Origin of the sequence: Micromonospora sp. NPDC048843, assembly GCF_040649965.1 — a bacterium.
GTDB classification, from domain to species: Bacteria; Actinomycetota; Actinomycetes; order Mycobacteriales; family Micromonosporaceae; genus Micromonospora; species Micromonospora hortensis.
The window spans coordinates 1-26,356 of the sequence record NZ_JBEZGJ010000103.1; the positions used below are offsets into that span (position 1 = coordinate 1).

General features: G+C 72.0%; 21 protein-coding genes. 8 read left to right on the forward strand and 13 right to left on the reverse strand.

The features are described from left to right. The 3 genes from AB0C20_RS22725 to AB0C20_RS22735 form a co-directional block, all read left to right on the forward strand. On the forward strand, window positions 1-2,675 hold a 2,675-nt coding region (locus AB0C20_RS22725), incomplete at its 5' end, for an FtsX-like permease family protein (protein WP_357568682.1). Window positions 2,676-2,747: 72 nt separating this feature from the next. Further along, window positions 2,748-3,248, forward strand: coding sequence for a nitroreductase/quinone reductase family protein (locus AB0C20_RS22730; RefSeq protein WP_357183069.1), 501 nt, complete (start codon window positions 2,748-2,750; stop codon window positions 3,246-3,248). Window positions 3,249-3,399: 151 nt separating this feature from the next. Next, the gene (locus AB0C20_RS22735; RefSeq protein WP_357183072.1) at window positions 3,400-4,128 is read left to right on the forward strand and encodes a nucleotidyltransferase domain-containing protein; all 729 of its coding nucleotides are present in this window, start codon (window positions 3,400-3,402) and stop codon (window positions 4,126-4,128) included. A gap of 6 nt (window positions 4,129-4,134) precedes the next feature. Here AB0C20_RS22735 and AB0C20_RS22740 read toward each other — a convergent pair whose 3' ends face one another. After that, a complete protein-coding gene (locus tag AB0C20_RS22740; RefSeq protein WP_357183075.1) occupies window positions 4,135-4,848 on the reverse strand; it encodes a VIT1/CCC1 transporter family protein in 714 nt (237 codons plus the stop codon). A gap of 55 nt (window positions 4,849-4,903) precedes the next feature. Continuing rightward, entirely contained in the window at window positions 4,904-5,761 is an 858-nt protein-coding gene (gene map, locus AB0C20_RS22745) for a type I methionyl aminopeptidase (RefSeq protein WP_357183077.1), read from the reverse strand. Between the two features lie 95 nt (window positions 5,762-5,856). Here map and AB0C20_RS22750 point away from each other — a divergent pair, with 95 nt between their 5' ends. After that, the gene (locus AB0C20_RS22750) at window positions 5,857-6,171 is read left to right on the forward strand and encodes an STAS domain-containing protein (RefSeq protein ID WP_357183079.1); all 315 of its coding nucleotides are present in this window, start codon (window positions 5,857-5,859) and stop codon (window positions 6,169-6,171) included. Between the two features lie 26 nt (window positions 6,172-6,197). Here AB0C20_RS22750 and AB0C20_RS22755 read toward each other — a convergent pair whose 3' ends face one another. The 11 genes from AB0C20_RS22755 to pcaF form a co-directional block, all read right to left on the reverse strand. Next, window positions 6,198-9,857 (reverse strand): SpoIIE family protein phosphatase, encoded by a 3,660-nt coding sequence (locus AB0C20_RS22755; protein WP_357568684.1) that lies wholly within the window; start codon window positions 9,855-9,857, stop codon window positions 6,198-6,200. Between the two features lie 193 nt (window positions 9,858-10,050). After that, window positions 10,051-10,602, reverse strand: a complete 552-nt coding sequence (locus tag AB0C20_RS22760) for a pyridoxamine 5'-phosphate oxidase family protein (RefSeq protein WP_357568686.1) — start codon at window positions 10,600-10,602, stop codon at window positions 10,051-10,053. A 47-nt stretch (window positions 10,603-10,649) separates the two neighbouring features. Further along, a complete protein-coding gene (locus AB0C20_RS22765) occupies window positions 10,650-11,345 on the reverse strand; it encodes a gamma-glutamyl-gamma-aminobutyrate hydrolase family protein (RefSeq protein ID WP_357183088.1) in 696 nt (231 codons plus the stop codon). Next, window positions 11,342-12,109, reverse strand: a complete 768-nt coding sequence (locus tag AB0C20_RS22770; protein ID WP_357568688.1) for a 3-oxoacyl-ACP reductase — start codon at window positions 12,107-12,109, stop codon at window positions 11,342-11,344. The genes AB0C20_RS22765 and AB0C20_RS22770 overlap by 4 nt, the downstream gene beginning before the upstream one ends. 5 nt (window positions 12,110-12,114) lie before the next feature. Beyond that, window positions 12,115-13,470 (reverse strand): aldehyde dehydrogenase family protein, encoded by a 1,356-nt coding sequence (locus tag AB0C20_RS22775; protein ID WP_357183093.1) that lies wholly within the window; start codon window positions 13,468-13,470, stop codon window positions 12,115-12,117. Between the two features lie 117 nt (window positions 13,471-13,587). Further along, the gene (locus AB0C20_RS22780) at window positions 13,588-14,952 is read right to left on the reverse strand and encodes a glutamine synthetase family protein (RefSeq protein WP_357568689.1); all 1,365 of its coding nucleotides are present in this window, start codon (window positions 14,950-14,952) and stop codon (window positions 13,588-13,590) included. A 126-nt stretch (window positions 14,953-15,078) separates the two neighbouring features. Beyond that, a complete protein-coding gene (locus tag AB0C20_RS22785; RefSeq protein ID WP_357183099.1) occupies window positions 15,079-16,665 on the reverse strand; it encodes an amino acid permease in 1,587 nt (528 codons plus the stop codon). Between the two features lie 352 nt (window positions 16,666-17,017). After that, a complete protein-coding gene (locus AB0C20_RS22790; protein WP_357183102.1) occupies window positions 17,018-17,518 on the reverse strand; it encodes a DUF456 domain-containing protein in 501 nt (166 codons plus the stop codon). A 91-nt stretch (window positions 17,519-17,609) separates the two neighbouring features. Then, window positions 17,610-19,799 carry an EAL domain-containing protein gene (locus AB0C20_RS22795; protein ID WP_357183105.1) on the reverse strand — a complete coding sequence of 730 codons (2,190 nt, stop codon included), beginning with the start codon at window positions 19,797-19,799 and terminating at the stop codon, window positions 17,610-17,612. 4 nt (window positions 19,800-19,803) lie between these two features. After that, complete coding sequence (locus tag AB0C20_RS22800) at window positions 19,804-20,616, reverse strand: SAM-dependent methyltransferase (protein WP_357183108.1); 813 nt, start codon at window positions 20,614-20,616, stop codon at window positions 19,804-19,806. Window positions 20,617-20,726: 110 nt separating this feature from the next. Further along, window positions 20,727-21,932 (reverse strand): 3-oxoadipyl-CoA thiolase, encoded by a 1,206-nt coding sequence (pcaF, locus tag AB0C20_RS22805; RefSeq protein WP_357568690.1) that lies wholly within the window; start codon window positions 21,930-21,932, stop codon window positions 20,727-20,729. A gap of 105 nt (window positions 21,933-22,037) precedes the next feature. On the opposite strand from pcaF, the gene AB0C20_RS22810 reads away from it, so the two are divergent. From AB0C20_RS22810 to AB0C20_RS22825, 4 genes are all read left to right on the forward strand, one after another. Beyond that, the gene (locus AB0C20_RS22810; protein ID WP_357183113.1) at window positions 22,038-23,003 is read left to right on the forward strand and encodes a glutathione S-transferase C-terminal domain-containing protein; all 966 of its coding nucleotides are present in this window, start codon (window positions 22,038-22,040) and stop codon (window positions 23,001-23,003) included. Beyond that, a complete protein-coding gene (locus tag AB0C20_RS22815) occupies window positions 22,996-23,679 on the forward strand; it encodes a DUF998 domain-containing protein (RefSeq protein WP_357183116.1) in 684 nt (227 codons plus the stop codon). The genes AB0C20_RS22810 and AB0C20_RS22815 overlap by 8 nt, the downstream gene beginning before the upstream one ends. Before the next feature lie 168 nt (window positions 23,680-23,847). Further along, window positions 23,848-25,140 (forward strand): dicarboxylate/amino acid:cation symporter, encoded by a 1,293-nt coding sequence (locus tag AB0C20_RS22820; RefSeq protein ID WP_357183172.1) that lies wholly within the window; start codon window positions 23,848-23,850, stop codon window positions 25,138-25,140. Window positions 25,141-25,209: 69 nt separating this feature from the next. Continuing rightward, window positions 25,210-26,277 carry an NADH:flavin oxidoreductase/NADH oxidase gene (locus AB0C20_RS22825; RefSeq protein ID WP_357568691.1) on the forward strand — a complete coding sequence of 356 codons (1,068 nt, stop codon included), beginning with the start codon at window positions 25,210-25,212 and terminating at the stop codon, window positions 26,275-26,277. Window positions 26,278-26,356: the final 79 nt, after the last annotated feature.

The following is a 26,356-nucleotide window of genomic DNA, read 5'->3' on the forward strand; positions in this document are numbered from 1 at the left end:
TGACCGGCTCCTGGCGGGCGGCGCTGCGGATCGCCAGACGGGAGTCACGCCGGTCCCGGCGGCGGACCGCCCTGGTGCTCGCGATGATCGCCATGCCGGTGGCGGCGCTGGCCTTCCTGGCGGCGAGCTACGACATGGCCGAGCTGACCCCACAGGAACGCGTCGACCGCCGACTCGGCGTGGCCGACGCGCAGTTGCAGTGGATCGCCAACGTCCCGGTGGAGCAGGACGAGTGGGGCGAGGGTTGGTACACCCGCGACGGCGCTCCCCCCGCGAAGGTCAGCGCGGCCCAACTGACGGCGCTGCTCGGGCCGGGCAGCCGGGTCACCGAGGTGCGTCCGCACGTCCCGCTGACCCTGCGCGGGCCGAACCGCGACGAGGTCGTGGACGGTCGGGTGCTGGACCTCACCGACCCGCTGGCCCGCGGGCTGGTGCGGTTCCGGGCCGGCCGGGCGCCGCAGCAACCCGGTGAGGTCGCTGTCAGTCCGAGGGCGCTGCGTCGTCTGGACCTCCGCCTCGGGCACGCCGTGGCCGCCGCCGACGGCAGCAGGGCGTACACGGTGGTGGGGGTGGTCGAGTTTCCCGACGACCTCGGACCGGTGGTGGCGCTGCACCCGGGGGCCGTGCCATCGACGGGCCCGGAGCCGGACGGAGTCTGGCTGGCGGACGTGCCGGGCACCGTCGACGAGGCGTTGGTGTCCCGGCTCAACGACAGTGGGGTGGTGGTCACCGCGCGGCACCAGGTCGGCTCGGCGACCGGAGCGGACCGGACATGGCTCGGGTCGGTCATGGGGGACAATCCGAACGACCTGAGCACCGGCGTCCTGATCGCCGGCCTCGGGCTGCTGGAGGTCGTCCTGCTGGTCGGGCCGGCCTTCGCCGTCGGAGTCCGTCGCCGTCGACGGGATCTGGCGCTGGTAGCGGTGGCGGGCGGGGACGCCGCCCAGCTCCGCCGGGTCGTGCTGGCCGACGGTGTGGTGCTGGGTGTGCTGGGGGCCGCCGCCGGCCTGCTGGTCGGCGTGGGCGCGGCGTTCGCCGGTCGCCCGCTGATGGAGCAGTATGTCTTCAGCGCCCGTTTCGGCGGCTACCGCTGCTGGCCGAGCGCGCTGGTCCTGCTCGGTGGCGTCGCGGTGCTGGCCGGGGTGCTCGCCGCGCTGGCACCGGCCTGGACCGCCGCCCGGCAGGACGTCAGCGCCGGCCTCGCCGGACGACGCACCCCGGCGAAATCTCCGGGCCGGTGGTTGGCTCTCGGACTGGCGCTGGTGGTCGGCGGGGCGGGGCTGGCGGCGTTCGGGGCCACCCGGACTTCCCCAGCGGTGGTTCTCACCGGGCTGATCCTCGGCGAGTTGGGCCTGGTCTGCTGCACGCCCACGCTGCTCGGGGTGCTCGCCCGCCTCGGCCGGGTGTTGCCGCTGGCACCACGGATCGCGCTGCGCGATGCCAGCCGCAACCGGGCCGCCGCGGCTCCGGCCATCTGCGCCGTGATGGCCGCCGTGGCCAGCAGCGTCGCCCTCGGCGGATACCTGGCCAGCGACGGTGCCCGCGACGCGCGCGCCTACCGGCCGGCGCTGCCGACCGGCCATGTCATGGTCAACCCGGTCGGATCGGCCGGGCAGCCCACGCTGGCCCAGATCACCGCCGCCGCCCGGGATCAGCTCGGGGTCGGCGCGGTGGCCCCGGTGCAGACACCGAGCTGCGGGGCGGGGCACACCGGCTACTGCGACATCGCACCGGTGCTCCCGCTGACCCGGGCCTGCCCCTGGCAGCCCGACGTTCCACTTCCCGCGGCGCAGCGCCAGCAGGCCCGCGCCGATCCCCGCTGCCAGATCAGCGAGGCGGACTACTTCGGCGGCTACGTGGAACCCGGAGTCGACGACGGAACCGCACTCCCCCTGCTCACCGGCGTGGACCCGGCGACGACAGCAGCCGCCACGGCCGTGCTGCACGCCGGTGGCGTGGTGGTGACCGACCCGCGCTACCTGCACGACGGCCTGGTGACCGTTCGGGTCAGCGAGGTGGAGGCCGGGTCGGACCGGCCGGTCACGGTCCACGACCTTCCGGGGTACGCGCTGCCCCGGGCGACCGGCCAGTCCCGTCTGCTGCTGTCCGCCGCCGCCGCGCGGCAACTCGACCTGAGCTGGTCTCAGACCGGCTGGGTGATCGGCACCACGACCCCGCCCGACGAGGAGCAACAGGCACGGTTCGCCGCCGTCCTGCGGCCGTTCGGGACGCTCGCGCTGAGCGCGGAGAACGGCGGCGCCCCACGCGACGTCTCACCGTTGCTTCTGCTGCTCGCGGCGGCGGCCGGGCTGATCACCGTGGGGGCGGCCGGGATCGCCACCGCGCTCGCCGCCGCCGAGGGACGCGCCGAGCTGACCACCCTCGCGGCCGTCGGCGCGGCCCCAGCGGTACGCCGGCTGCTGGCGATCTGCCAGGCCGGGGTCATCGCCGGTCTCGGTTCGCTGCTCGGCATCGTGGCCGGCCTCGGCACCGCCGCGATCGTGCTGGTCTCGGTGAACCGGCAGTACGCCAGTGACTGGCCGGTATCGGACCCGTATCCCTTTCTGGTGCCGTGGCCCGCGCTCGGGGTCCTGGTGCTGGTGCCGGTGGTGGCGATGCTCGGGGCGGGCCTGTTCACCCGGGCCCGACTGCCTATCGAGCGGCGGCTGGACTGACCGATCCGCCGCTATCGAAACGGGACCGCGCGGGGGTGCCGCCGGGGCCGGGCAGCCGGCAGACTGATCGGCGTGTCAGTGCTCAGGAATGTCGTCCGTCGCGTCGGTCATCATCGCTGGTTCGGCGCCACCGCGCGCCTGCTGGTCCCGGCCGATCGGATGGTTGGTCGACTCACCCGGGGCCGGGTGGTCGCGCTCGGCCTTCTCCCCTCCCTGCTGATCACCACAACGGGCCGCCGCTCCGGCAAGCCCCGCAGCAATCCGCTGCTCTACGTGCCCGACGGCGACGCGTACGTGGTGATCGGCTCCAACTGGGGGCAGACCCACCACCCCGGCTGGGCGATGAACCTGCTCGCCGATCCCGCCGCCGAGGTGGACGTGAAGGGCCGGCGGGTCGCGGTGCGGGCCCAGCGGGCCTCCGGCGCCGAACGGGACCGGTTGTGGCAGCTGCTGGTCACGGCGTGGCCGGCGTACCACACGTACGTGCAGCGGGCCGGCGGCCGGGAGATCCACATCTTCCGGCTGGCCCCGACCGGGCGCGGCGCGCCCGAGGCTCCGCCGTCGGCTGGCTAGGCTGACGCCCGGCAGCCAAGGCGAGGTGGTCCCGTGAGTGCGAGGAGTGAGCCGGGGTTGCGAGCCCCGCAGCCGCGAACAAAGGCGGTCCCGTGAGTGCGAGGAGTGAGCCGGGGTTGCGAGCCCCGCAGCCCCGAACAGAGCTGGTCCGGTGAGTGAGCAGGCCGGTGTCGACCGGGGCCTCGACGATCGACGGTGGACGGTCGCGGAGCGGGTCGCCGAGGCGGTCCGGCGGCGGTTCCCGGCCGATGCGCTCGCGATCGCAGTGCACGGGCCTCTGGCGCACGGGGACGACGACGGCGGCGGGGACCTCGAGGCGGGAATGCTGGTGGTCACCTATCGACCCGGGACCGGCCCGCCGCCGGCGACCCGGCGGGTGGACGGGGTGCTCGTCGATCTGACGGTGGCCGCCGCCGAGGACTACCTGGCCCAGGCCCGGGTGCTCTCCCCGCTCTGGCCGTTGACCGCCGACCGGTACGTCACCACGCAGGCGTTGCACGATCCGACGGGCTGGTTGCGGACGCTGCGCGACGAGCATCTCGGCCGGCTGGCTCGGGCCCGGCCGGCGGAGTTCAGCACCGCTGCCCGCCAGGCGTGGTACAGGGGCAGCGCGGCGCACTCCCGGGCGGCACGCCTGGCCGAGTGGTACGAGACCGATCAGGCTCTGCTGATGCTCGGTGAGGCGCGGCTGGCGGCGGCCACTGTGACCGGTCTGCTGAGTCGTACCTACTTCCGTGACCCGGGGGACGCGGTGCGGCGCACCGGGTTGGCCGGGGCGGACATGACCGAGGTGGGTGTGGTGCTGGCCCGGCAGGCCGAGGAGTTGGCGGCCCGTGGTCGCGCTGTCGACGGCACGATCGACGAGCTGCTCAGCACCTGAGGCGCGTCACAGCCCGCCCGGTACGCCGATCAGCGAGCCGATCAGGTAGGTGGCGCCGGCCGCAGCGGCGCCCAGCAGCAGCTGGCGTAGCCCACTGGTCCACCAGGGACGGCGGGTGAACCTGGCCACCACGGCACCGGCGACGAACAGCCCGAGCCCACCGACGGCGAGCGCCAGCCACAGGTCGGTGGCGCCGAGCAGGTACGGCAGCAGCGGGACCAGCGCCCCGATCGAGAAGAACAGGAACGACGAGATCGCCGCCGCCCACGGGCTGGGCTGGTCGTCGGGGTCGACGCCCAGCTCCTCGCGGACGTGCACCCGCAGCGCCTCCTCCGGGTCGCGCCGCACCGCCTCGGCGACCTGGGTGGCGAGGTCCCGGGGAAGGCCCCGGGCCACCCACGCGTCGGCCAGCTCCCGGGCCTCCGCCTCGGGGTGCCGTTCCAGTTCCCGTCGCTCCTTGGCCACCTCGGCGGCGACCTGCTCGTTGGCGGAGCGCACGCTCGTGTACTCGCCGAGGCCCATCGAGATGGCACCGGCGACGAGGCCGGCGCTGCCGGTGAGCACGATGCTGCGGGGCGACACCCCGCCGCCACCGACGCCGGCGATCAGGGCGATGTTGGTGACCAGGCCGTCCATCGCGCCGAAAACGGCCGGGCGCAGCCAGCCGCCGGAGACGTCCGCGTGGTGCGCCTCGCGCAGCGCCGCTGGGGTGTCGGTCACTGCGCCAGCCCTTCGTTCACGACTGCGGGACTCCGCTTCGCTGCGTTCCTCGCGCTCACGGCAGGGTAAGGATCTCGTGGCCGTCGTCGGTCACCACGATGGTGTGCTCGAACTGCGCCGTCCACTTCCGGTCCTTGGTGACCACTGTCCACCCGTCGTCCCACATGTCGTACTGGTAGGTGCCGAGGGTGATCATCGGCTCGATGGTGAACGTCATGCCGGGCTCCATGATGTCCGTGGGGCGCGGGCTGTCGTAGTGCGGCACGTAGAGGCCGCTGTGGAATGCCTCGCCGATGCCGTGGCCGGTGAAGTCGCGGACCACGCCGTAGCCGAACCGCTTGGCGTACGACTCGATGACGCGGCCCACCACGTTGATCTGGCGTCCCGGGGCGACGGCGCGGATGCCGCGCATCATCGCCTCGTGGGTCCGTTCGACCAGCAGCCGGGCCTCTTCGCTGACCTCGCCGACGCAGAAGGTGGCGTCGGTGTCGCCGTGCACCCCACCGATGTACGCGGTCACGTCGACGTTGATGATGTCGCCGTCGGTCAGGACCGTGGTGTCCGGGATGCCATGGCAGATGACCTCGTTGAGGCTTGTGCAGCAGGACTTCGGGAAGCCCTTGTAGCCCAGCGTCGACGGGTACGCGCCGTGGTCGCAGAGGAACTCGTGCACCACCTTGTCGATCTCGTCGGTGGTCACGCCGGGCTTGCAGTGTTCGCCGGCGAGCTGGGTCGCCTGGGCGGCGAGCCGGCTGGCGATCCGCATCTTCTCGATGGTCTCCGGCGTCTGCACGTGCGAGCCACGCCACTCCCGCGGACGCGTCTTGCCCACGTACTCGGGTCGGGCGATCTGAGATGGCACCGGTCGCATCGGGGAGAGCGTGCCTGGTGTCAGCGGCGGACGGACGGTCATGCCGCAAGCCTATCGCCGGGGCCGCTGGTGACCCGCGCCACGGCTGCCCGGTGGAGGTTGTTGCCCTGCCAGGGTCGCTGTGCCATGGTGTCAGCGTGGATCAAGGGGGAGCACCGCCCGTCTTCTCCGCCAGCGCCGAGATCGACGGTGACCACCTCCACGTCGTGGTGGCCGGCGAGGTCGACATGGCGACAGCGGACACGATGCTCCAGACGGCACTGCGCGAGCCCGCCGGGAAGATCACTCTCGACCTGAGCGCTGTCACCTTCTTCGACTCGGCCGCCATCCACGCCCTGGTCCGGCTCGCCCAGGAGTTTCCGGGCCAGCTCACCGTTCGCCCGTCCCGGCAGGTCCGTCGGGTGCTGGAGATCTCCGGCCTCGGCGAGCAGGGCTGGCTCGACAGGGCCTAGGCACCCGGCCGCCGCCGGGCGCGCGGTCAGTCCTGCAACTGCCGGCGCAGCGTCACCTCGGTGCCCTCGGCGGAACGCCGTACCGACAGCTCCCCCAGCGCTCTGATCAGGTCCAGGCCGCGGCCCCGGAAGCCGGAGTCGGTCGACTCCCGCCACTGGCCGCTGTCGCGAACGGTGGCCGTCACCGTCCGATCCTCGATGGCCACCTCCACGCTGATCATGGCCTCGGCGGGGTGGACCGGGTGCTCGATGGCGTTGGCGGCGGCCTCGGAGATGGCGACGGTCAGGTCGAACAGGTCGGTCTCGCCGACGGAGTGCGCGACCAGGAAGTCCTCCAGTCGCTTTCGGAGCACGCTGAGCCGGGTCGGGTCCGCCGGGAGCCGCAGCCCGAAGCGGTTCAGCTCCGCCGCCTCCAGGGCGAGAACCGCCACGTCGTCGCGGCGCGGCCGTCCGGTGACGCGCTCCACGACGGCGTCGATCAGGTCCACCACGTGCTCACTCGGGATGGCCGCGTCGATGCGCAGCTGGGCCAGAGAGGCATCGATGCCGAGCTGGCGGTCCTCGATCAGCCCGTCGGTGTAGAGCAACAGTCGAGTGCCGGCCGGCAACTCGCCCTCGACCGACTCGTACGTCGCGTCGGGGAGGGCACCGACCGGTGGACCGAGCGCCCTGTCGTGCAGGAACGCCACGTCGCCTCCGGTGATCAACAGTGGGGACGGGTGACCGGCGCTCGCGTACCGGAGTCGACCGGTGCGGGGGTTGAACAGCAGGCAGACCACAGTCGCGAAGGAGCGGCCCTCGGTGGAGCCGACCAGCCGGTTGAGCCGGGTCAGCGACTCACCCGGATCGAAGCCCTCCAACACGTACGCCCGCAGCGCGTTGCGCAGCTGCCCCATCGCCGCGGCGGCCCGGACGCCCTTACCGACCACGTCGCCGATGACCAGCACCAGCTCGTCGCCGTTCAACGCGATGGCGTCGTACCAGTCGCCACCGACCTCGACGTCGGCGCTGCCGGGCAGGTAACGGCTGGCCACCACCGCGCCGGGCAGTTGGGGCAGCGACCGGGGCAGCAGGCTGTGCTGAAGGGTGGTGGCGATGCGGTGTTCGGCTTCGTAGAGCTGGGCGTTCTCCAGTCGCACCCCGACGAGCCGGGCCAGTTGGGTCAACGCGGCGTCGTCGGCCTGCGCCTCGTCGCCGGCGGCCCGCCAGACCTGCAGCTCACCGAGCTGCTTGCCGGCCGTGCCGGTCAGCTCGGCCACGAAGGACGGGTCGGCGGCGGTGGTGCCGCCGCCGTCCGCCTCGAAGCGCGCCTCGGCAGCGCTGACCACCACCCGAGCGGCCTCGGCGAGGCTCAACGCGTGCCGGGCGGCGACCTGGAGCACATCGGCGGTGGATCGGGCGGTGTTCACAGCCACCGCCGCGTCGGCCAGCGCCCGGAGCCGGCGGATGATCTGCCCGCGCAGCTGGCCCAGCTCGACGTTGGCCCGGACCCGGGCGATCAGCTCCTGCGCGGAGAACGGCTTGGTGAGGTAGTCGTCGGCGCCGACGGCGAGACCGGCGACGGCCTCCGCGGAGCCGGCGCGGGCGGAGAGCAGCACGATCGGCACATGCCGGGTACGCGAGTCCGAGCGCAGCGCGCTGACCAGCCCGAACCCGTCCAGACGGGGCATCATCACGTCGGTGAGCACCAGGTCGAACCCACCCTCACGGGCCAGCGGCAGGGCATCGAGCCCGTCGTTCGCGGTGACCACCTCCCAGGTCGGGGAGAGCAGCCGACTGACGTGCTCCTGCAGGTCGGCGTTGTCGTCGACGACCAGGATCCGGCCAGCCGAGGTGCCCTTCGCCGGCTGCCGGTCCAGCTCGGGTGTCGACGCGACGCCAGCCCACAGCGCGGTCTCCGCCACGAAGAGCCGGGCCTGCTCGGGCTCACCGACGGGCAGTGGGTCGAACGCCGCCTCCCGGTCCGCCGGCAGGTGCGCCGAGCCGAACGGGACGGTCACCGCGAACGTGCTGCCCACATCGACCTGGCTGGTCAACCCGACCTCACCGCCGTGCATCTCGACCAGCTCCCGGACCAGCGCGAGACCGATGCCGGTGCCTTCGTGGGTGCGTGCCCGCACCCCGGGGACTCGGTGGAACCGTTCGAAGACGTGCGGCAGTTCGTCCGGCACGATGCCGACGCCGGTGTCCGTCACCTCCAGCCGGGCCGCGCCCTCGACGGCCTGTACCCGCACCCGGATCTCGCCGTCGAAGGTGAACTTGACCGCGTTCGACACCAGGTTGAGGACGATCTTCTCCCACATGTCCCGGTCGACGAAGACCGGCGTCGGCAGCGGCGGACAGTCCACCACCAGTCGCAGACCGGCCCGGTCGGTGGCCGAGCGGAAGGTGCTGGCCAGTCGGGCGGTGTAGCCGGCGAGGTCGGTGGGTTGGTAGCGGGCGGCGAGCCGACCGGACTCCAGTCGGGAGAAGTCCAGCACTGTGTTGACCAGCTTGAGCAGGCGCAGCGCGTTGCGGTGCATCATGGTGAGCCGGTCGGTTTCGGTGGCGGGCAGCTCCGGGTCGGCCAGCATGTCCTCCAGCGGGCCGAGCACCAGGGTCAGCGGGGTGCGGAACTCGTGGCTGACGTTGGCGAAGAAGTTGGTCTTCGCCCGGTCGAGCGCGGCCAACTCGGCGGCGCGGGCCCGTTCCTGCTCGTACGCCCGCTGGGTGCCGACCGCCCGGGAGATCTGGGCGGCGACCAGGCCGAGGAAGTCGCGGTAGTCGCCGCTGAGCGGCAGCTGACGGGCCACGCCGACGACCAGCGCGCCGACCGTCTGGTTGCTCGCCGTGAGCGGCAGCACGAGGGCCTGGTCGGCGGCGTCGACAGGCGACGCGTCGAGCAGAGCCGCCACCTCGATCGTGGCGGGCGCGTCATCGGGTGTCAGCCGGGCCAGCACCTGCGCCGTGACATCGCCGGTGGGCGGGGCGGTGCCGGTGCAGCCAGCCAGGGTGAGCTGGTCGTTGTCGTCAGCCAGATAGATCAGGGCGAACGGCACGTCGGCCCGGTGCCGGCCGAGCACCCCGGCGGCGGTCCGACCCAGTTCCGTGGCGCTGCCGATGTCGCTCAGCTCGGCACCCAGCTCGGACAACGCTCGCAGCCGACGCTCGCCGAGCACCCGCCCGGTGGTCTCGCTGACGATGCAGTAGACGCCACTGACCGCGCCGTCGTCCCCCCGGATCGGGTCGTACGAGACGTTGAAGTAGGTCTGCTCGACGAAGCCGTAACGGTCCAGCAGAAAGGGATGGTCCTCGCCCCGGTAGGAGCGGCCGGTGCTCCGGACGCTGTCGAGCAGCGGGCCGAGCACCGCCCAGGTCTCCGCCCAGTTCGTGCGGGCCGGTTGGCCGATCACGTCCGGGTGTTTGCCGCCGATGGTCGGCCGGTAGGCGTCGTTGTAGAAGGCCAACTGCTCGTCGCCCCAGAACATGACGATCGGCGCGCTGGAAGCGAGCATCATGCCGACCGCGCTGGAGAGCGCCGGGGGCCACTGACCGGGCTCACCCAGCGGGCCGGAGGACCAGTCGAAGGAGGCCAGTCGCTCGCCCATCTCACCGCCGGCCGCGAACGCGGCCGTCAGCATCGGCGGGGTCTCGCGACCGGACAGGGCGGGATGCCCGATGTCCGCGCCCCCCTGGGCCGAGCTCATGCAGCCTCCCGCTCCGGCCGTACCCCTCGACCGTTGATCTTCACCCGCCGTGCTCCGACTTGTACCCCAGCGGAGCAGCAACGTAACGCATCACGACAGATGGACGCTGTTTACATACGCCTGGACCGTCGGGCACCGGACAGTGCGGGTGGACGGAGGCGTCGAACGGCGGTGGCCGGAACGCTCTGACGAGTCAGAAGACTGGCAGCCCGTCGATGCTTGCCGCGTTCTTGGTGGCCCGGTAGGCGACCAGATCATCGGCGCTGCGGCGGGAGTGTGAGGTGAGTAACAGGTCACGTTCGGCCCGGAAGTCCATCAGTGGCACCGCGTATCCACAGGAGTCACTGACCCGCTCCACCTCGACAGCGATGACCGCCCGGACGGCGTGCACGTCCGGCGGTGCGGGAAACTCGGCGAGCCGATCGGCGAAGGCGTCCTCGGTGACCGCGACGCTGCTGCCCCGCCCGTGCAACCGGACGATCTTCGGCGGGCCGTCGAAGGCGCAGAACATCAGCGTGATCCGGCCGTTGTCCCGCAGGTGGGCGATGGTCTCCGCCCCACTGCCGTGATAGTCGAGGTAGGCCACCCGGTGCGAGCCGAGGATCACGAAGGTGCCCCGCATGCCCTTCGGTGACACGTTGACGTGCCCCTCGACCCCGGACGGGGCGGTCGCCACGAAGAAGAGTGGCTGGGCCACTATGAAGTCACGCAGTCGAGCATCGATCTCCGGATAAACCTTGCCCATGCGCCGATCCTCCCACCGGTGCCGTCGACGGGCGGGGGCGATCCCAGTCACACCCGCCGGCCGGCAGCCTGCACCAACGCCGTGATCGGGGCGGGATCCGACTCGTTCTCCGGATGCCACTGCACCCCGAGCACGAACGGCAGGGCCGGATCCTCCACCGCCTCGACCACGCCGTCCCCCGCCCAACCGGTCACCGTGAGCCGGCCCGGATCGGCGACCGCCTGGTGGTGGTACGAGTTGACCCGGTCGACCCCGGCCAGCACCGAGGCGGCCAGGCTCCCCGGCGCGAACCGCACCGCGTGCGCGCCGTACACGCCGGGCGCCGGGCGGTGCGCCTCGTGACCCACCACGTCGGGCAGGTGCTGGTGCAACGTGCCGCCGTACGCGACAGCCAGCAACTGCATCCCCCGACACACGCCCAGCACCGGCACCTCTGCGGCGAGCGCGGCAGCCAACAGCGTCAACTCGCCGGCGTCCCGGTCCGGCCGGTCCTCGGTACGGGGGTCGGCCGACTGGCCGTACCGCCCCGGGCCGACGTCAGCGCCACCGGCCAACAGCAACCCGTCGAGGACTGCCACCACGTCCGCGTCCACGTCGTCCGGCGGCAGCAGCACAGCCCGGCCACCCGCGGCCGCCACCGCCCGCGAGTACGCCTCCGGCACCAGCACCGCCCGCACACCCCGCCAGACCGCCCAGTCGGCGGGTTCGACGTACGCGCTGACACCGATCAGCGGCCGCCTCATAGAGGGGTGACGTAGGCGCCAGTGATGCCGCCGTCGACAACGAACTGCGCGGCGGTCATGAACGAGGCGTCGTCGCTGGCCAGGAACGCCACAGCGGCGGCGATCTCCTCGGGTTGCCCGAAGCGACCCATCGGCACGTGCACCAGCCGGCGGGCGGCCCGCTCCGGGTCGGCGGCGAAGAGCTCCAGCAGCAACGGGGTGGCCACCGGCCCGGGACAGAGGGCATTGACCCGAATGCCCTCGCGGGCGAACTGCACACCCAACTCCCGGGTCATCGCCAGCACCCCGCCCTTGCTCGCGGTGTACGCGATCTGCGACGTGGCCGCACCCATCAACGCCACGAACGAGGCAGTGTTGATGATCGACCCCTTGCCCTGCCGGCGCATGTGCGGAATGGCGTACTTGCAGCACAGGTAGACGCTCGTGGTGTTGACCCGCAACACCCGCTCCCACGCGTCCAGGCCGGTGTCCAGGATGGAGTCGTCGTCCGGTGGTGAGATGCCGGCGTTGTTGAACGCGACGTCCACCCGGCCGTGCCGGTCGGCAACTCCGTCGAACAGGTCGCGTACCGCCGACTCGTCGGCCACGTCGGTGGCCACGAACTCGCCGCCGCACTCCTCGGCGGCCCTCGTACCGGCCTCCGCGTCGATGTCCACGCAGATCACCCGGGCCCCCTCGGCGGCGAACCGCCGCACGGTGGCCAACCCGATGCCGCTGCCCGCTCCGGTGACCACTGCCACCCGGTCCTGCAACCGACCCTGCACTGGCGTCACTCCTCCGTCGCGATGAACACGTTCTTGACGTCCGTGAAGGAGTGCAACGCGTCCGGGCCCAGCTCGCGGCCGAGCCCGGAACGCTTCATCCCGCCGAACGGGGTCCAGTAGCGCACCGAGGAGTGCGAGTTGACGCTGAGGTTGCCCGAGTCGACGGCGCGGGCCAGGCGCAGGGCCCGACCCACGTCCCGGGTCCAGATCGAGCCGGAGAGGCCGTACTCGGTGTCGTTGGCGAGCCGGACCGCGTCCGCCTCGTCGTCGAACGGCAGCACCGAGACCACCGGGCCGAAGATCTCCTCCCGCCAGTGCCGGTCGGCCGGCGAGTCGGCCAGCAGCACGGTGGGCGCGTGCCAGAACCCGGGGCCGTCGGGGCAGGAGCCGGTAAAAGCTACAGTCGCCCCGGCGAGGTAACCGGCTACCCGGTCCCGTTGGGCGGCGGAGATCAGCGGGCCCATCTCGGCGGTGTCGCGGGACGGGTCCTCGACGCGCACCGCGCGTACCGCAGGTTCGAGCAGTTCCAGGAACCTGTCGTACACGGAACGCTGGACCAGGATCCGCGACCGTGCGCAGCAGTCCTGGCCGGCGTTGTCGAAGACCGCGCCCGGTGCGGTCGCGGCGGCGCGCTCCAGGTCGGCGTCGGCGAACACGATGTTCGCGCTCTTGCCGCCCAACTCCAGTGTGAGTCGCTTCACCTGGGCGGCGCAGCCGGCCATGATCCGGGTGCCGACCTCGGTGGAGCCGGTGAAGCAGATCTTGCGGACCGCCGGGTGGGTGACGAACCGCTCCCCCACCACCGCGCCCTCGCCCGGGATGACTGTGAAGACGCCGTCGGGAAGGCCGGCCTCGCCTGCCAACTCGGCCAGGCGCAGCGCGGTGAGCGGGGTCAGTTCGGCGGGCTTGAGGACCACAGTGTTGCCGGCGGCGAGCGCCGGGGCGAACCCCCAGGCGGCGATCGGCATCGGGAAGTTCCACGGCACGATCACGCCAACCACACCGAGTGGTTCGTGGAAGGTGACGTCCAACCCGCCGGGCACCGGGATCTGCCGCCCGGTCAACCGCTCGGGCGCGCCGGCGTAGTAGTCCAGGACGTCGCGGACGTTGCCCGCCTCCCACCGGGCGTTGCCGATGGTGTGCCCGGAGTTGCGCACCTCCAGCGTTGCCAACTCGTCCAGACGCGCGTCGACGACGGCGGCGAACCGCCGCAACAACCGTGCCCGATCCCCCGCCCCCACCTGACGCCAGGTCTGGAATGCCGCGGCGGCGGCGGAGATTGCCGCGTCCACCTGCTCCCGAGAGGCCGCGGCAACCTCCCGAAACCCCACCCCGGAAGCCGGATCCACCAGAACCGTCACGCCCGCCACCCCCCTGCCCCGTCGATCATGGAGTTGTGGTGCCCCACATAAGCCACCTCGCGGGACCTTCCGCCCACCACAAGTCCATGATCGACCGCATGAGGGGTGGGGGTGCGGTCAGAGGCGTTCGAAGCCACGGGTCAGCTCCCAGTCCGTGACCGCGGCGTCGAAAGCGGCCAGCTCGACCCTCGCCTGGTTGGCGTAGTGGGCCACCACCTCAGGGCCGAACGCCTCCCGGGCCACAGTGGAGTCCTCCCAGAGGGCCAGGGCGTCGCGCAGGGTGCCGGGGACCCGCTCGGCCTCCGGGTCGTCGTACGCGTTACCGGTGCACTCCGCGCCCAACTCCAGCTCGCCGTCGATGCCGTGCAGCGCCCCGGCGACCAGCCCGGCGATCGCCAGGTACGGGTTGACGTCGGCGCCGGGGACCCGGTTCTCCACGCGCATGCCCTGCCCGTGCCCGACCACCCGCAGCGCGCAGGTGCGGTTGTCGACACCCCAGCGCAGCGCCGTCGGGGCGAACGACCCCGGCTGGTAGCGCTTGTAGGAGTTGATGTTCGGGGCGAAGAGCAGGCTGAACTCCCGCATGGTGGCCAGCAGCCCGGCGAGCACGCGCTGCCCGGTCTGCGACAGGTGCGCCGGTCCGTCACCGAGCATCGCCGACGAGCCGGAGGAGTCCCGAAGCGAAAAGTGGATGTGGCAGGAGTTGCCCTCCCGCTCGTTCGGCTTGGCCATGAAGGTGATCGCCATCCCCTCCTGGGCGGCGATCTCCTTGGCGCCGTTCTTGTAGATCACGTGGTGGTCGGCGCAGGCCACCGCCTCGTCGTACCGGAACGCGATCTCGTGCTGCCCGAGGTTGCACTCGCCCTTGGCGCTCTCCGGGGTGAGCCCCGCGGCGGCCATCTCGACGCGGATGCGGCGCAGCAGCGGCTCCACCCGGGCGGTGCCGAGCAGCGAGTAGTCGACGTTGTACTGGTTGGCCGGGGTGAGGTCGCGGTAGCCACGCTGCCAGGCGTCCTCGTACGAGTCGCGGAACAGCACGAACTCCAACTCGGTGCCGGCGTACGCGGTCAGCCCGTGCTCGGCCAGCCGGTCCAGCTGCCGGCGCAGGATCTGCCGGGGCGAGGCGACCACGTCACCGGACCCGTCGAGCCAGGTCAGGTCGGCCAGCAGCAGGGCTGACCCGGGCTGCCAGGGCACCCGGCGCAACGTGGCGAAGTCCGGCACCATCGCGAAGTCGCCGTAGCCGCGTTCCCAGCTCGACATCGCGTACCCGTCGACGGTGTTCATGTCGACGTCCACGGCGAGCAGGTAGTTGCAGCCCTCGCTGCCGTTGGTCACCACCTGGTCGAGGAAGAAGGGCGCGTGGAACCGCTTGCCCTGCAACCGGCCCTGCATGTCGACGAGGGCCAGTACCACGGTGTCGATCTCGCCCTCGGCGACGGCGACCCGCAGTTGTTCCAGCGTGAGCGGAGCTTTCCTCATTCGCGGGCCTCCATCACCAAGGTCTACTGGTAAACCGGATCACCGTCAATGCCCCCGGCGGCAGGCGCGGCAAACCCGACCGACGGCCGGCGGGACGGCAGCACCGCCCGTCCCGCCGGGTGCCGATCAGACCGGGCCGTCGGCCGGCGCCGGGTCGGCCGCCACCGCGGGTTCCTCGACGGTACGAACCGGGCCGGTGAACCACTTGCGGGCCGAGGCGTACCACCAGACGGCGACCACCAGGAGCACCCCGCCGACGGCGAGCGGCGCGTAGTTCACCGCCGACCAGGTGAACCCGTCGTTGCCGGGCACGCCGGCGGGCACGATCGGCAGCACGAAGTAGATGGCGATGATCGCGATCTCGATCACCGCGATCCAGCCGAGCAGCTTGTACTTGCGGCCCAGCGTCCACGGTCCGGGGACGAACCGGTCGCCCATCCGTAGTCGGAGCGCGATCGGGATGAGGAACGACAGGTAGAGCCCGAGCACCGCGACGGAGACGACCGCGTAGAAGGCGATCGGGATACCGGCGGAGCTCTCGTACAGCGCCGGCAGGGTCAGCACCAGGCCGGCCAGTGTGGCGCCGATGATCGCGTTGACCGGGGTGCCGTTGCGGTCGACAGTCGACCACAGGCGCCATCCCGGTACGGCACGGTCCCGGCTGAACGCGTACGCCATCCGGCTCATCGAGGTCACGCAGCTCATGCCGCAGAAGAACTGGCCGATGGTCGAGATGATGATGACGATCTTGAAGAAGACCGGGGTCAGCGCCGACTCGAAGATGGCACCGGAGAAGCCGCCCGCGGCGTTGACCGCCTCGACGTCGGTGGCCGCGAAGAGGAACGCCAGCAGCAGGATCCAGCCACCGACCGCCGAGTAGAAGATCGACTGCCAGAGTCCGCGGGCGGCGGCCTGCGAGGCGCCCCGGGTCTCCTCGGAGACGTGCGCGCAGGCGTCGAAGCCGGTGATCGTGTACTGCGTCAGCAGGAAGCCCAGCGGCAGCACGTAGAACCAGAACGTCAGCCCGCCGACGTCCCCGTCGCCGAAGCCGGAGTTGTTGAACCGCTCGGTGAACACGAACTGGAAGCTCTGGTGGTTGTCGGGCACGAAGACCAGGATGGCCACCACGACGGCCGCGCCGGCCACGTGCCACCAGACCGAGACGTTCTGGAGTACGTCGATGATCCGGTGCCCGAAGATGTTGATCAGCCCGTGCAGCACCAGGATGATCACGAAGAGGACGAACGCCTGACGCAGCGTCCCGGCCCAGCCGTCGAAGAGCGCCGACAATGTGAGGTTGAGGAACGTCGCACAGCCGTAGTCCACCGAGGCGGTGACCGCCACCAGACCGATCAGGTTCAGCCAGCCGGTGAACCAGCCGTGCACCGGGCGGCCCATGGTGGCCGCCCACCAGTAGATCCCACCCGCTGTCGGGTACGCCGACACCAGCTCCGCCATGCAGAAGCCGATGATCAGGATGAACAGCGAGATCAGCGGCCAGCCCCAGGAGATGGCGACCGGCCCGCCGTTGTTCCACGCCTGACCGAACGTGGTGAAACAGCCGGCCAGGATCGAGATGATCGAGAAGGAGATGGCGAAGTTGGAGAAGCCACTCCACTTACGGCGCAACTCCTGTTTGTAGCCGAGTTCGGCGAGCCGCCTGGCATCGTCGTCCAAAGGTTGCTCGGCGGTCGGCACGGGCGTCGTGGCCACTGCACACCTCCCTGAGGTGGATCCGGGTGCGAGTGGGCAAAGTGTCGACCCGGCCGATCAAGGCGGTCAATACGTAGTCGGCGGGAATCTCACCACCGTCGGGCTAATTGCGTTGCCGACCGGCGGCCCCGGCCGGCATCCTGGACCAGTGACCAGGCCCGACAAGGGCCTACCCCGGGCGCTCGGACCGCCCGACCCGGTGGCGCGGGGCACGCCTCTCTCTCACGTACGGCCATTCCGCCGTACCCGAAAAGTGCCCCGCGCCCCACTCCCCCTCGTGATCAAGAGGTTTACGTCAGAATCCCGACCGCGCCTGACCGAAAGCTCTTGATCACCGCGGGAAAGGCGTGGGTCAGGTCAGGAGGAGGCCGGCTACCCAGAGGGCCGCGACCAGAAGGCCGGCCAGGAACTCCACAAGCATCGACAGGCCGGCGGCCTTCAGCGCCTGCACTGTGGAGGGCCACGCCAGCTGGTTACTGCCCAGCCGGAGCCGTTCGGCCGCCCACACCCCGGCGACGAAGCCGAGCACCAGACCGACGACCGGCACCACGAAGAACCCGATGATGCCGAGCACCCCACCGGCGAGCAGCGTGGACGTCGGCACACCGGTGCGCTTCAGGTTCCGGCCCGGCCACGCGTACTTGATCACGGCGCCACCCCCGGCAACCACTGTGGCGGCGGCGAACACCGCCCAGCCAACCAGGCCCGCACCGCCGAAGACGGCCCAGAGCAGAACGCCGCCCCAGCAGAGCGGCAGCGCCGGCAGACCGGGCACCACCACGCCGGCCAACCCGGCCAGGATGGCCAGCCCGGCCACCACAGTCACCGCCGTCTGCGAATCCGTCAGGTCCACGCCGCCATCCTCCGTCGCCACCCTCCGGACCGGAACGGTCCCCCGCTTCCCGCCACGCCGCTGTGCCTGCTGGCTCGCTCGCTGCGCTCGCTCACGCCAACGCTCCGCCGCGCAGCCGGGTGGTGATCACGTCGGCCGGGGCGGGCGCACCGAAGTATCGGCCCTGCCCGGTGTCGCAGCGCAGCGCCCGCAGCCGTTCCGCCTGCACGCCGGTCTCCACCGCCTCGGCCGTGACCCACAACTCGAGGGCGTGCGCCAACCGGACCAACGCGTCCACGATCCGTTCGTCACGGTGGTCGGCCACCACGTCGGTCCCGTCCGCGCGGATGCCCTCGACGAACGGACCGGCGAGCTTCAGGCAGTGGATCGGCAACCGCCGCAGGTACGCCAGGTTGGAGTACCCGGTACCGAAGTCGTCAACGGCCAGCCGGACGCCGAGCGCGGCGAGCCGGTGCAGGCTGCGCAGGGGTTCACCGGCACTGCCCATCACGGCGCTCTCGGTCAGCTCCAGTTGGAGCAGCTCCGCGGGCAGTCCGCTGGTCTGCAGGGCGTCGGCGACGGTGTCCACGATGGCCGGTTCGTCGGCCTGCCGGGCGGCCAGGTTGACGCTGACCACCAGCCTGGCGTCGGGGAACTCCCGCCACCACCGTTCGGCGTCTTCGCAGGCCTGCCGCAGCACCCACTCGCCAAGCCGGACGATCAGGCCGGTCTCCTCGGCCAGGCCGATGAACCGGTCCGGCCCGATCAGGCCCAGCTCCGGATGCTCCCAACGGACCAGCGCCTCCACCGCGAGCATGGTGCCCTCCAGCAGCGACACGATCGGTTGGTAGTGCAGCACGAACTCGCCCCGCTCCAGTGCTGCGGGCAGCCCGGCGACCAGCGCCGAGCGGGCGATGTCCCGAGCGCCGCGCTCGGGGTCGTAGACCGCCCACCGGCCCCGGCCCGCCGCCTTGGCCCAGTAGAGCGTGGTGTCCGCTGCCTTCATCAGCTCGGACGCGGTGGTCTCCGAGGCCGGGCACTGCACGATGCCCACACTGGCCGAGACGGCCAACTGGTGCTCACCGACGTGGACCGGGGCCGCGACGGCGGCCAGCGCGGCCTCGGCGACGGCGACCGGGTCGTCGGTGTCGTCCCCTCCGTCGACGAGGATCACGAACTCGTCGCCCCCCATCCGGGCGACCAGGTGGCCGTGGTCGGCCACGCACGCGGCCAGCCGCCGACCGATCATCACGAGTAGCCGGTCACCGAGGTCGTGGCCGAGACTGTCGTTGATCGCCTTGAAGCCGTCCAGGTCGAGGAAGCACACCCCGACGCGCTGCCCGGCGTCAGCGGTGTCGAGCACCCGTCCCAACGTCTCGAAGAACAGCGTCCGGTTGGGCAGCCCGGTCAGCGGGTCGTGCAGCGCCTGGAAGCGCAGCCGCTGCTGGAGTTCGTACCGCTCGGTGATGTCCTCGATCATCGCGACGGTGAATCGTGGCCGGCCATCGTGGCGGATCAGCGAGACGGCGAGATCCGTCCAGACCACTGTGCCGTCCTTGCGGTGGTAGCGCTTCTCCACCCGGGCGGCGTCGTGCTTCCCCTCGATCAGCTCCTGGTAGAGCTCCCACATTCCGGCGGCGTCGTCGGCGTGGAACAGCGCCGCCACGTTGATCTCGCGCAACTCCTCGATCGAGTAGCCGAGCATGTCGGCGAACGCCTGGTTGACGTCGATGATCCGACCGTCCACGCCGGCGATCCCGATCCCGATCGCGGCGCCGGTGAACACCGCCCGGAACCGTGCCTCGCTCTCGCGAAGCGCCTGCTCGACCTCGTCGCGCGCCTGCCAGGCCGACCGGGCGATCCGCTCCTGCTGGCTGAAGGTGCGGTCGCGCAGCGCACGGGCGAACCCGGCGGCCAGCCCGCCCTGCACCGCCGCGATCCGGTCGGCGAAGTCAGCCGGCCGGTCACCGTCGCACAGCACCCGACGCCCGAAGGTCGCGCCGAGCGCGCGCAGCGTCCACTCCAGGGCCTGCGGCTCGGTGAGGTGCGCCTCCACCAGGGCCCGCCCGACCTCCTCGGCCGGGTGGGCACTGAACGGCTCCGACCGTACCGCCTGGGCCAGCCGGAGCGTGTGCGCCAGCAGCAGCCGCTCGGTCTCGGCCACGCTGAGCGGCACGAAACCGAGCCGACGCACCGCGCGGGCCCAGTCGGCGGCGTACCCCTGAGCATCCGCCCGACCGGCGACGACCCCGGCGGGGTCCCGGCCGGAATCGACCCCGGCGGGATCCGGGACGGCGGCCACGAGATCAGCCGGCGGGCTGGTCGTACCGGGCGACGCCCCCGAAGGCGCCGAACCGCTCCGGGTGCTCGTCCACGTCGGACGGTGCGTCCGGGCGCCAGAGCGGCATGTGCACCACGCCCGGTTCCACTACGGTCCAGTCGCCGAAGAAGCCGGTGACCTGAGCGCGGGAGCGCAGGGTGATCTCGGTGGCGGTGCGGGCGGAGAGGCGCTGGGCGTCCAGCATCTCCTGCGGCTGGTCCTCGAAGGTGGAGTGGGAGACGACCAGGAAGCTGCCCGGCGCGGCAGCGGCCCGCAGGGTGGCCAGGATCGCCTCGGGCCCGTCGGCGTCCGGGATGAAGTGCACCACCCCGGCCAGCAGGATGCCCATCGGACGACTGAAGTCGATCAGCCCGAGCTGTCGGGTCTCGGCGAGGATCCGCTCCGGCTCACGCAGGTCGGCGTGGATGACGCCGGTCAGCTCGTTGCCAGCCAGCAACTCCCGGCTGTGCGCGACGGCCACCGGGTCGATGTCGACGTACACCACACGGGCCTTGGGGTTCACCCCCTGCGCCACCTCGTGCACGTTGCCCACGGTGGGAATTCCGGAGCCGATGTCGAGGAACTGGTCGATGCCGGCGTCGAGCAGCACCCGGACGGCCCGGCGCAGGAACTCCCGACCGGAGCGCATGGTGGCGGCGAGATTCGGGGTCATGCTGGCGATCTGCTCCGCCAACTGCCTGTCGATCTCGAAGTTGTGCGCCCCACCCAGAAAGTAGTCGTACACCCGGGCCGCGCTCGGCCTGGTCAGATCGATCTCGGTCGGCAGTCCGTCCGGCATCAGCGTGCTCCCCAGTTCATCGCCGCGGCGCGGGACGGCACCGGCGTCGGGGCGCGCAGCGGGCACGCGTGGGCACCGGTCGACCCGCGGGTCGTGTGGTGTGGACCACTCTAGGCGGCTGACTCCAGCAACAGCGAGATGCCTTGACCAACGCCGATGCACATGGTGGCCAGAGCCCGACGGCCGCCGCGACGGCGCAGCTCCAGGGCGGCGGTCAGCGCCAACCGCGCGCCGCTGGCACCGAGCGGGTGCCCCAGCGCGATGGCCCCACCGTTCGGGTTGACGTGGTCGGCGTCCACTGGCAGCCCCAGTTCGCGCAACACCGCCACTGACTGCGCGGCGAACGCCTCGTTCAACTCCACCACGTCCACAGCGCCCATCTCGACGCCGACGCGGTCGAGCAGCTTGCGGGTGGCCGGCACCGGGCCGATCCCCATGATCCGGGGCGGCACACCGGCCGCCGCCGCGCCGACGATCCGGGCCAGCGGGGTCAGGCCGTACCGGGCGACCGCCGCCTCGCTGGCTACCAGCAACGCGACAGCGCCGTCGTTGACGCCCGAGGAGTTGCCGGCGGTCACCGTGCCGCCGTCGCGGAACGGGGTGGGCAGCGCGGCCAGCTTCGCAAGCGTGGTCTCCCGCGGGTGCTCGTCGACCTCGACCAGCCGGGTCTCCCGACGACCGGCCGGCACTGACACCGCCACGATCTCCTCTGCGAACCGGCCGTCGGCCTGGGCCTTGGCCGCACGCTGCTGCGACCGGTACGCGAAGGCGTCCTGCTCGGCCCGGCCGACGCCGTACTCGGCGGCCACGTTCTCCGCCGTCTCCGGCATCGAGTCGACTCCCCACCCGTCACGCATCAAGGGGTTCACCAACCGCCAGCCCAGTGTGGTGTCGTACATTTCGGCCGAGCGGGAGTACGCCGACGTCGCCTTCGGCATGACGAACGGCGCCCGGCTCATGCTCTCCACCCCGCCGGCGATCATCAGCTCCGCGTCTCCGGCGACGATGGATCGGGCGGCGGTGGCGAGCGCGTCCAGGCCCGAGCCGCAGAGCCGGTTGACGGTGCTGCCCGGCACCTCCTCGGGCAGGCCGGCCAGCAGCGCCGCCATCCGGGCCACGTTGCGGTTGTCCTCGCCGGCCTGGTTGGCGCAGCCGAGCACGACGTCGTCGACTCGCGCCCAGTCCACCGACGGGTGGCGGGCGACCAGCTCTCGGATCACGTGCGCGGCCAGGTCGTCGGGGCGGACGCCGGCCAGCGCGCCCGCGTACCGGCCGATCGGGGTGCGGACACCGGCCACCAGGTATGCCACGGTCATCGCGAGTCCTTAGGGGGTGCAGACGGCGGGGGTGGGCACGCCCACCGGGTCACGAGGGCTGCCGGCCGCCAGGATATCCGCGCCGGCAGCGGATAGGTTGACGGCATGGCCCGGGCCCAGTTCAGCGCAGAGACCAGCGGCGGCGGCGCGTTCGTCCGCCAGCCGAACCGGTTCACCGGTCGGGTCACCGCCGACTCGACCTCGCCGCCCGGCGGCGGCCCGGACGAGCAGGACCGTTGGCCGCTGGAGGCCGGCCGTTACCGGCTGATCTGGTGCCGGGCCTGCCCGTGGGCACACCGGGCGAGGATCGTGCGTGGCCTGCTCGGGCTGGACGACGCGATCTCGCTGGGCACCGTCGACCCGATCCGGGACGAGCGGGGCTGGGCGTTCGCCCTCGACCCGGACGGCTTCGACCCGGTGCTCGGCGTGAGCTTCCTCTCCGAGGCGTACCTGGCCACCGACCCGGACTACACCGGCCGGGTGACGGTGCCGGCGCTCGTCGACGCCCTGACGGGTCGGGTGGTCACCAACGACTATCCGCAGCTCACCCTCGACTTCTCCACGCAGTGGCGGTCGCTGCACCGTGCGGGGGCGCCGGACCTCTACCCGGAGGCACTGCGCCCCGAGATGGACGCGCTGATGGCCGAGATCCACACCGACGTGAACAACGGTGTCTACCGGTGCGGGTTCGCCACCTCCCAGCAGGCGTACGACGAGGCGTTCCGGGCGCTCTTCGCCCGGCTGGACGCGCTCTCCGAGCGGCTGTCCGGGCAGCGCTACCTGATGGGCGACGCGATCACCGAGGCGGACGTGCGGCTGTTCACCACGCTGGTCCGCTTCGACGCCGCGTACCACGGGCACTTCAAGTGCAACCGCAACAAGCTGACCGAGATGCCGGTGCTCTGGGCGTACGCCCGGGACCTGTTCCAGACGCCGGGTTTCGGCGAGACGGTGGACTTCGACCACATCAAGCGGCACTACTACGGCACGCATCGGGAGATCAATCCCAGCGGCATCGTGCCACTCGGGCCGGACGAGTCCGGCTGGAGCACGCCGCACGGGCGTGGCTGAGCCCTGTCGGCCGGCCGCCCCGACCGCGACGAGGGCCCGCGGCGAGGTCGCCCGCCGGGTCGCCGGGTCCGCGGCGGCCGGGTGCATCCTCGCCGGTGCGGTGGCGGTGACGCTCGCCGTGGTCGCCGGTCCCGGTCCAGGGCTCACCGGGTACGTCAGCGAGGCGGGCATCGCCGGCAGCGCCCACGCCGCGACGTACCGGATCGGGATCCTGGCCCTTGCCGGCGCGTTGCTGCTGATCGGCGCGGCGCTGCCCCCCGGGGTGTGGGCGGCGGCCCCTGCGCTGCTCGCCACCGGGGCCGTGTTCACCGCCGTGTCCGGGGCGGTGACCTGCTCCGGCGGCTGCCCGCTGCCGCCGTTCGAGCGCGCGACGGCGGCGGACCTGGTGCACGGCGGCGCGAGCATCGCGGCGACTGCCGCCGTGGTCTTCGCCATGATCACGCTGGCCGTCTCCGGGCCGGCCGGACGGACGGTGCGTCGGCTGGCCGGCGTCGCCGCCGCGCTGGCCCTGCCGCTCTGTGCCACTGTGGGGCTGGCGATGCTCGTGATCGGTCGAGGCCCGGTGGTGGGGGTGCTGGAACGCCTGATCCTCGCCCTCGCGGTGCTGTGGGGCCTGGGCACCGCCACCGCGCTGGCCCTCTGTAAGGAGCCTCACGCTGTCCGGTCCTTCCGATGAGCGGGAATCGGCGTATCGTCGGCCAGCGATGACCAACGTCTGGGGCCTCACTGTCCGCCTGTATGTCGATCTCCGACTGCAGGCCAGTGGCATCTGTCCGGGCTAGCCGCGTTCCTACGCCTGCCCCGATCGGACCGGACAATTGGATACATCCTCATGCCCTTCAGCCTGCGCAAAATTCCCTTCTCCGTGCAGATCCTGCTCGGCCTCGTGCTCGGCGTCGCGCTGGGCTTCATTGCCCGCAGCAACGACCTGAGCTGGCTGACCAGCACCCTGCACACAGTCGGTAGCCTCTTCGTCCAACTACTCAAGCTGGCCGTGCCGCCGCTGGTCTTCACCGCCATCGTGGTCAGCGTTGTCAGCCTGCGCGGCGTCGCCAACGCCGCCCGGCTCGCCGTCAAGACCCTGCTGTGGTTCGGCATCACCGCGCTGATCGCGGTGAGCATCGGCATCGGCCTCGGCCTGCTCACCAACCCGGGCAAGGGCGTGACCCTCGACCTGGGTGGCGCGGCGCCGCCGAAGAACACCGGCTCGTGGACCGACTTCCTCACCGGCATCGTGCCCACCAACCCGGTCGGCGCGTTCGTCGAGGGCAACGTCCTCCAGATCGTCTTCCTCGCCGTCGTCATCGGTGCCGCGGCCCTGCTGGTCGGCGACGCCGCCGAACCGTTCGTGGCGCTGAACCGCTCCCTGCTGGAGATCGTCCAGAAGGCGCTCTGGTGGGTCATCCGGCTCGCCCCGATCGGCACCCTCGGCCTGATCGGCAACGCCGTCGCCTCGTACGGCTGGGACCTGCTGGCCCCCCTCGCGAAGTTCACCACAGCCGTCTACGTCGGCTGCGCCATCGTGCTGTTCGTGGTCTACCCGCTGGTGCTGATCCTGGCCGGCCGCCTCAACCCGCTGCGCTTCTTCGCCGGCGCCTGGCCGGCGATCGAGCTGGGCTTCGTGTCCCGCTCCTCGGTCGGCACCATGCCGGTGACCCAGCGCTCAGTCGAGCGACTCGGCGTGCCCCGTGAGTACGCCTCGTTCGCGGTGCCCTTCGGCGCCACCACGAAGATGGACGGCTGCGCCGCCATCTACCCGGCCCTCGCCGCGATCTTCGTGGCCCAGGTGTTCGGCGTGCAGCTCGGCATCGGCGACTACCTGCTGATCGCCTTCGTCTCGGTGGTCGGCTCGGCGGCCACCGCCGGTCTGACCGGCGCGATCGTGATGCTCACCCTGACCCTCAGCACGCTGGGCCTGCCGCTGGCCGGCGCCGGCCTGTTGCTGGCCATCGACCCGATCCTGGACATGATCCGCACCGCCACCAACGTCGCGGGTCAGGCCCTGGTGCCGACAGTGGTCGCCGCCCGCGAGGGCACTCTCGACCGGGCCGCGTACGAGTCCGCCGGCCGGCGGGACCTGACCGACCCGGAGCCGGTCGCCGACACCCGGCCCGAGCTCAGCCCCGTTCCTGCCTGACCAATTCACCAGCACGGCGACGGGCCCCTCTCCCCGGGGGCCCGTCGCCGTGTCGGAGAGGATGACCCCATGAGTTCCCTGTTCACTCCCCTGGCCCTGCGCGGGGTCACAGTGCCCAACCGGATCGCCATGGCACCGATGTGCCAGTACTCCGCCGGCCCCGACGGCCTGCCCACCGACTGGCACCTGATCCACCTCGGCAGCCGCGCGGTCGGCGGCGCCGGCCTGGTGCTGACCGAGGCGACCGCAGTACTCCCCGAGGGCCGGATCAGCCCACAGGACACCGGCCTCTGGTCCGGTGCGCACGTCGACGCCTGGCGACCGGTGACCGCGTTCGTCGCCGCCCACGGCGCGGTGCCGGCCGTGCAGCTCGCGCACGCCGGCTTCAAGGCCTCCACCTACCGGCCGTGGGCGCCGGAAAGCGGTGGCGTGCCGGACGCCGAGGGCGGTTGGACGCCCGTCGCCCCCGGCTCGGAGCCGTTCACCGCCAGCTACCGAACGCCGACCAGCCTCGACGAAGCCGGCATCGCCGGTGTGGTCGAGGCGTTCGCGGCCGGAGCCGTTCGCGCACTGGACGCCGGCTTCGCCGCCGTGGAGATCCACGCCGCCCACGGCTACCTGCTCAACGAGTTCCTCTCGCCGCTGACCAACCACCGCACCGACGCGTACGGCGGCGACCGGGCGGCCCGGATGCGGCTGACCCTGGAGGTGGCCCGCGCGGTGCGCGCCGCTGTCGGCGAGGACGTGCCGGTGCTGACCCGGATCTCCGCCACCGACTGGGTCGAGGGCGGCTGGACGATCGAGGACAGCGTGGTGCTCGCCGGTGAGCTGGCCGGCGTCGGCGTCGACCTGGTCGACGCGTCCTCTGGTGGGGTGAGCACTGACCAGCGCATCCCGCTCGGCCCGGGTTACCAGGTGCCGCTGGCCGCCCAGATCCGTCGCGAGGCCGGTGTGCCGACCGGCGCTGTGGGCCTCATCGTGGAGCCCGAGCACGCCGAGCAGATCGTCGCCGGCGGCGAGGCCGACCTGGTGCTGCTGGGTCGGGAGTTGCTGCGCGACCCGTACTGGCCGCGCCGGGCGGCCGCGAAGCTCGGCGTCGCGTACTCCGGCCCCGCCCAGTACGCCCGCGCCTCCTGATCCCGACCGGTCGGGTGAACGGGGTGTCGGGGTGGTGGGCGGGCCCGACCAGGTCCTTGTACCGCCACTCGCGCCGGTG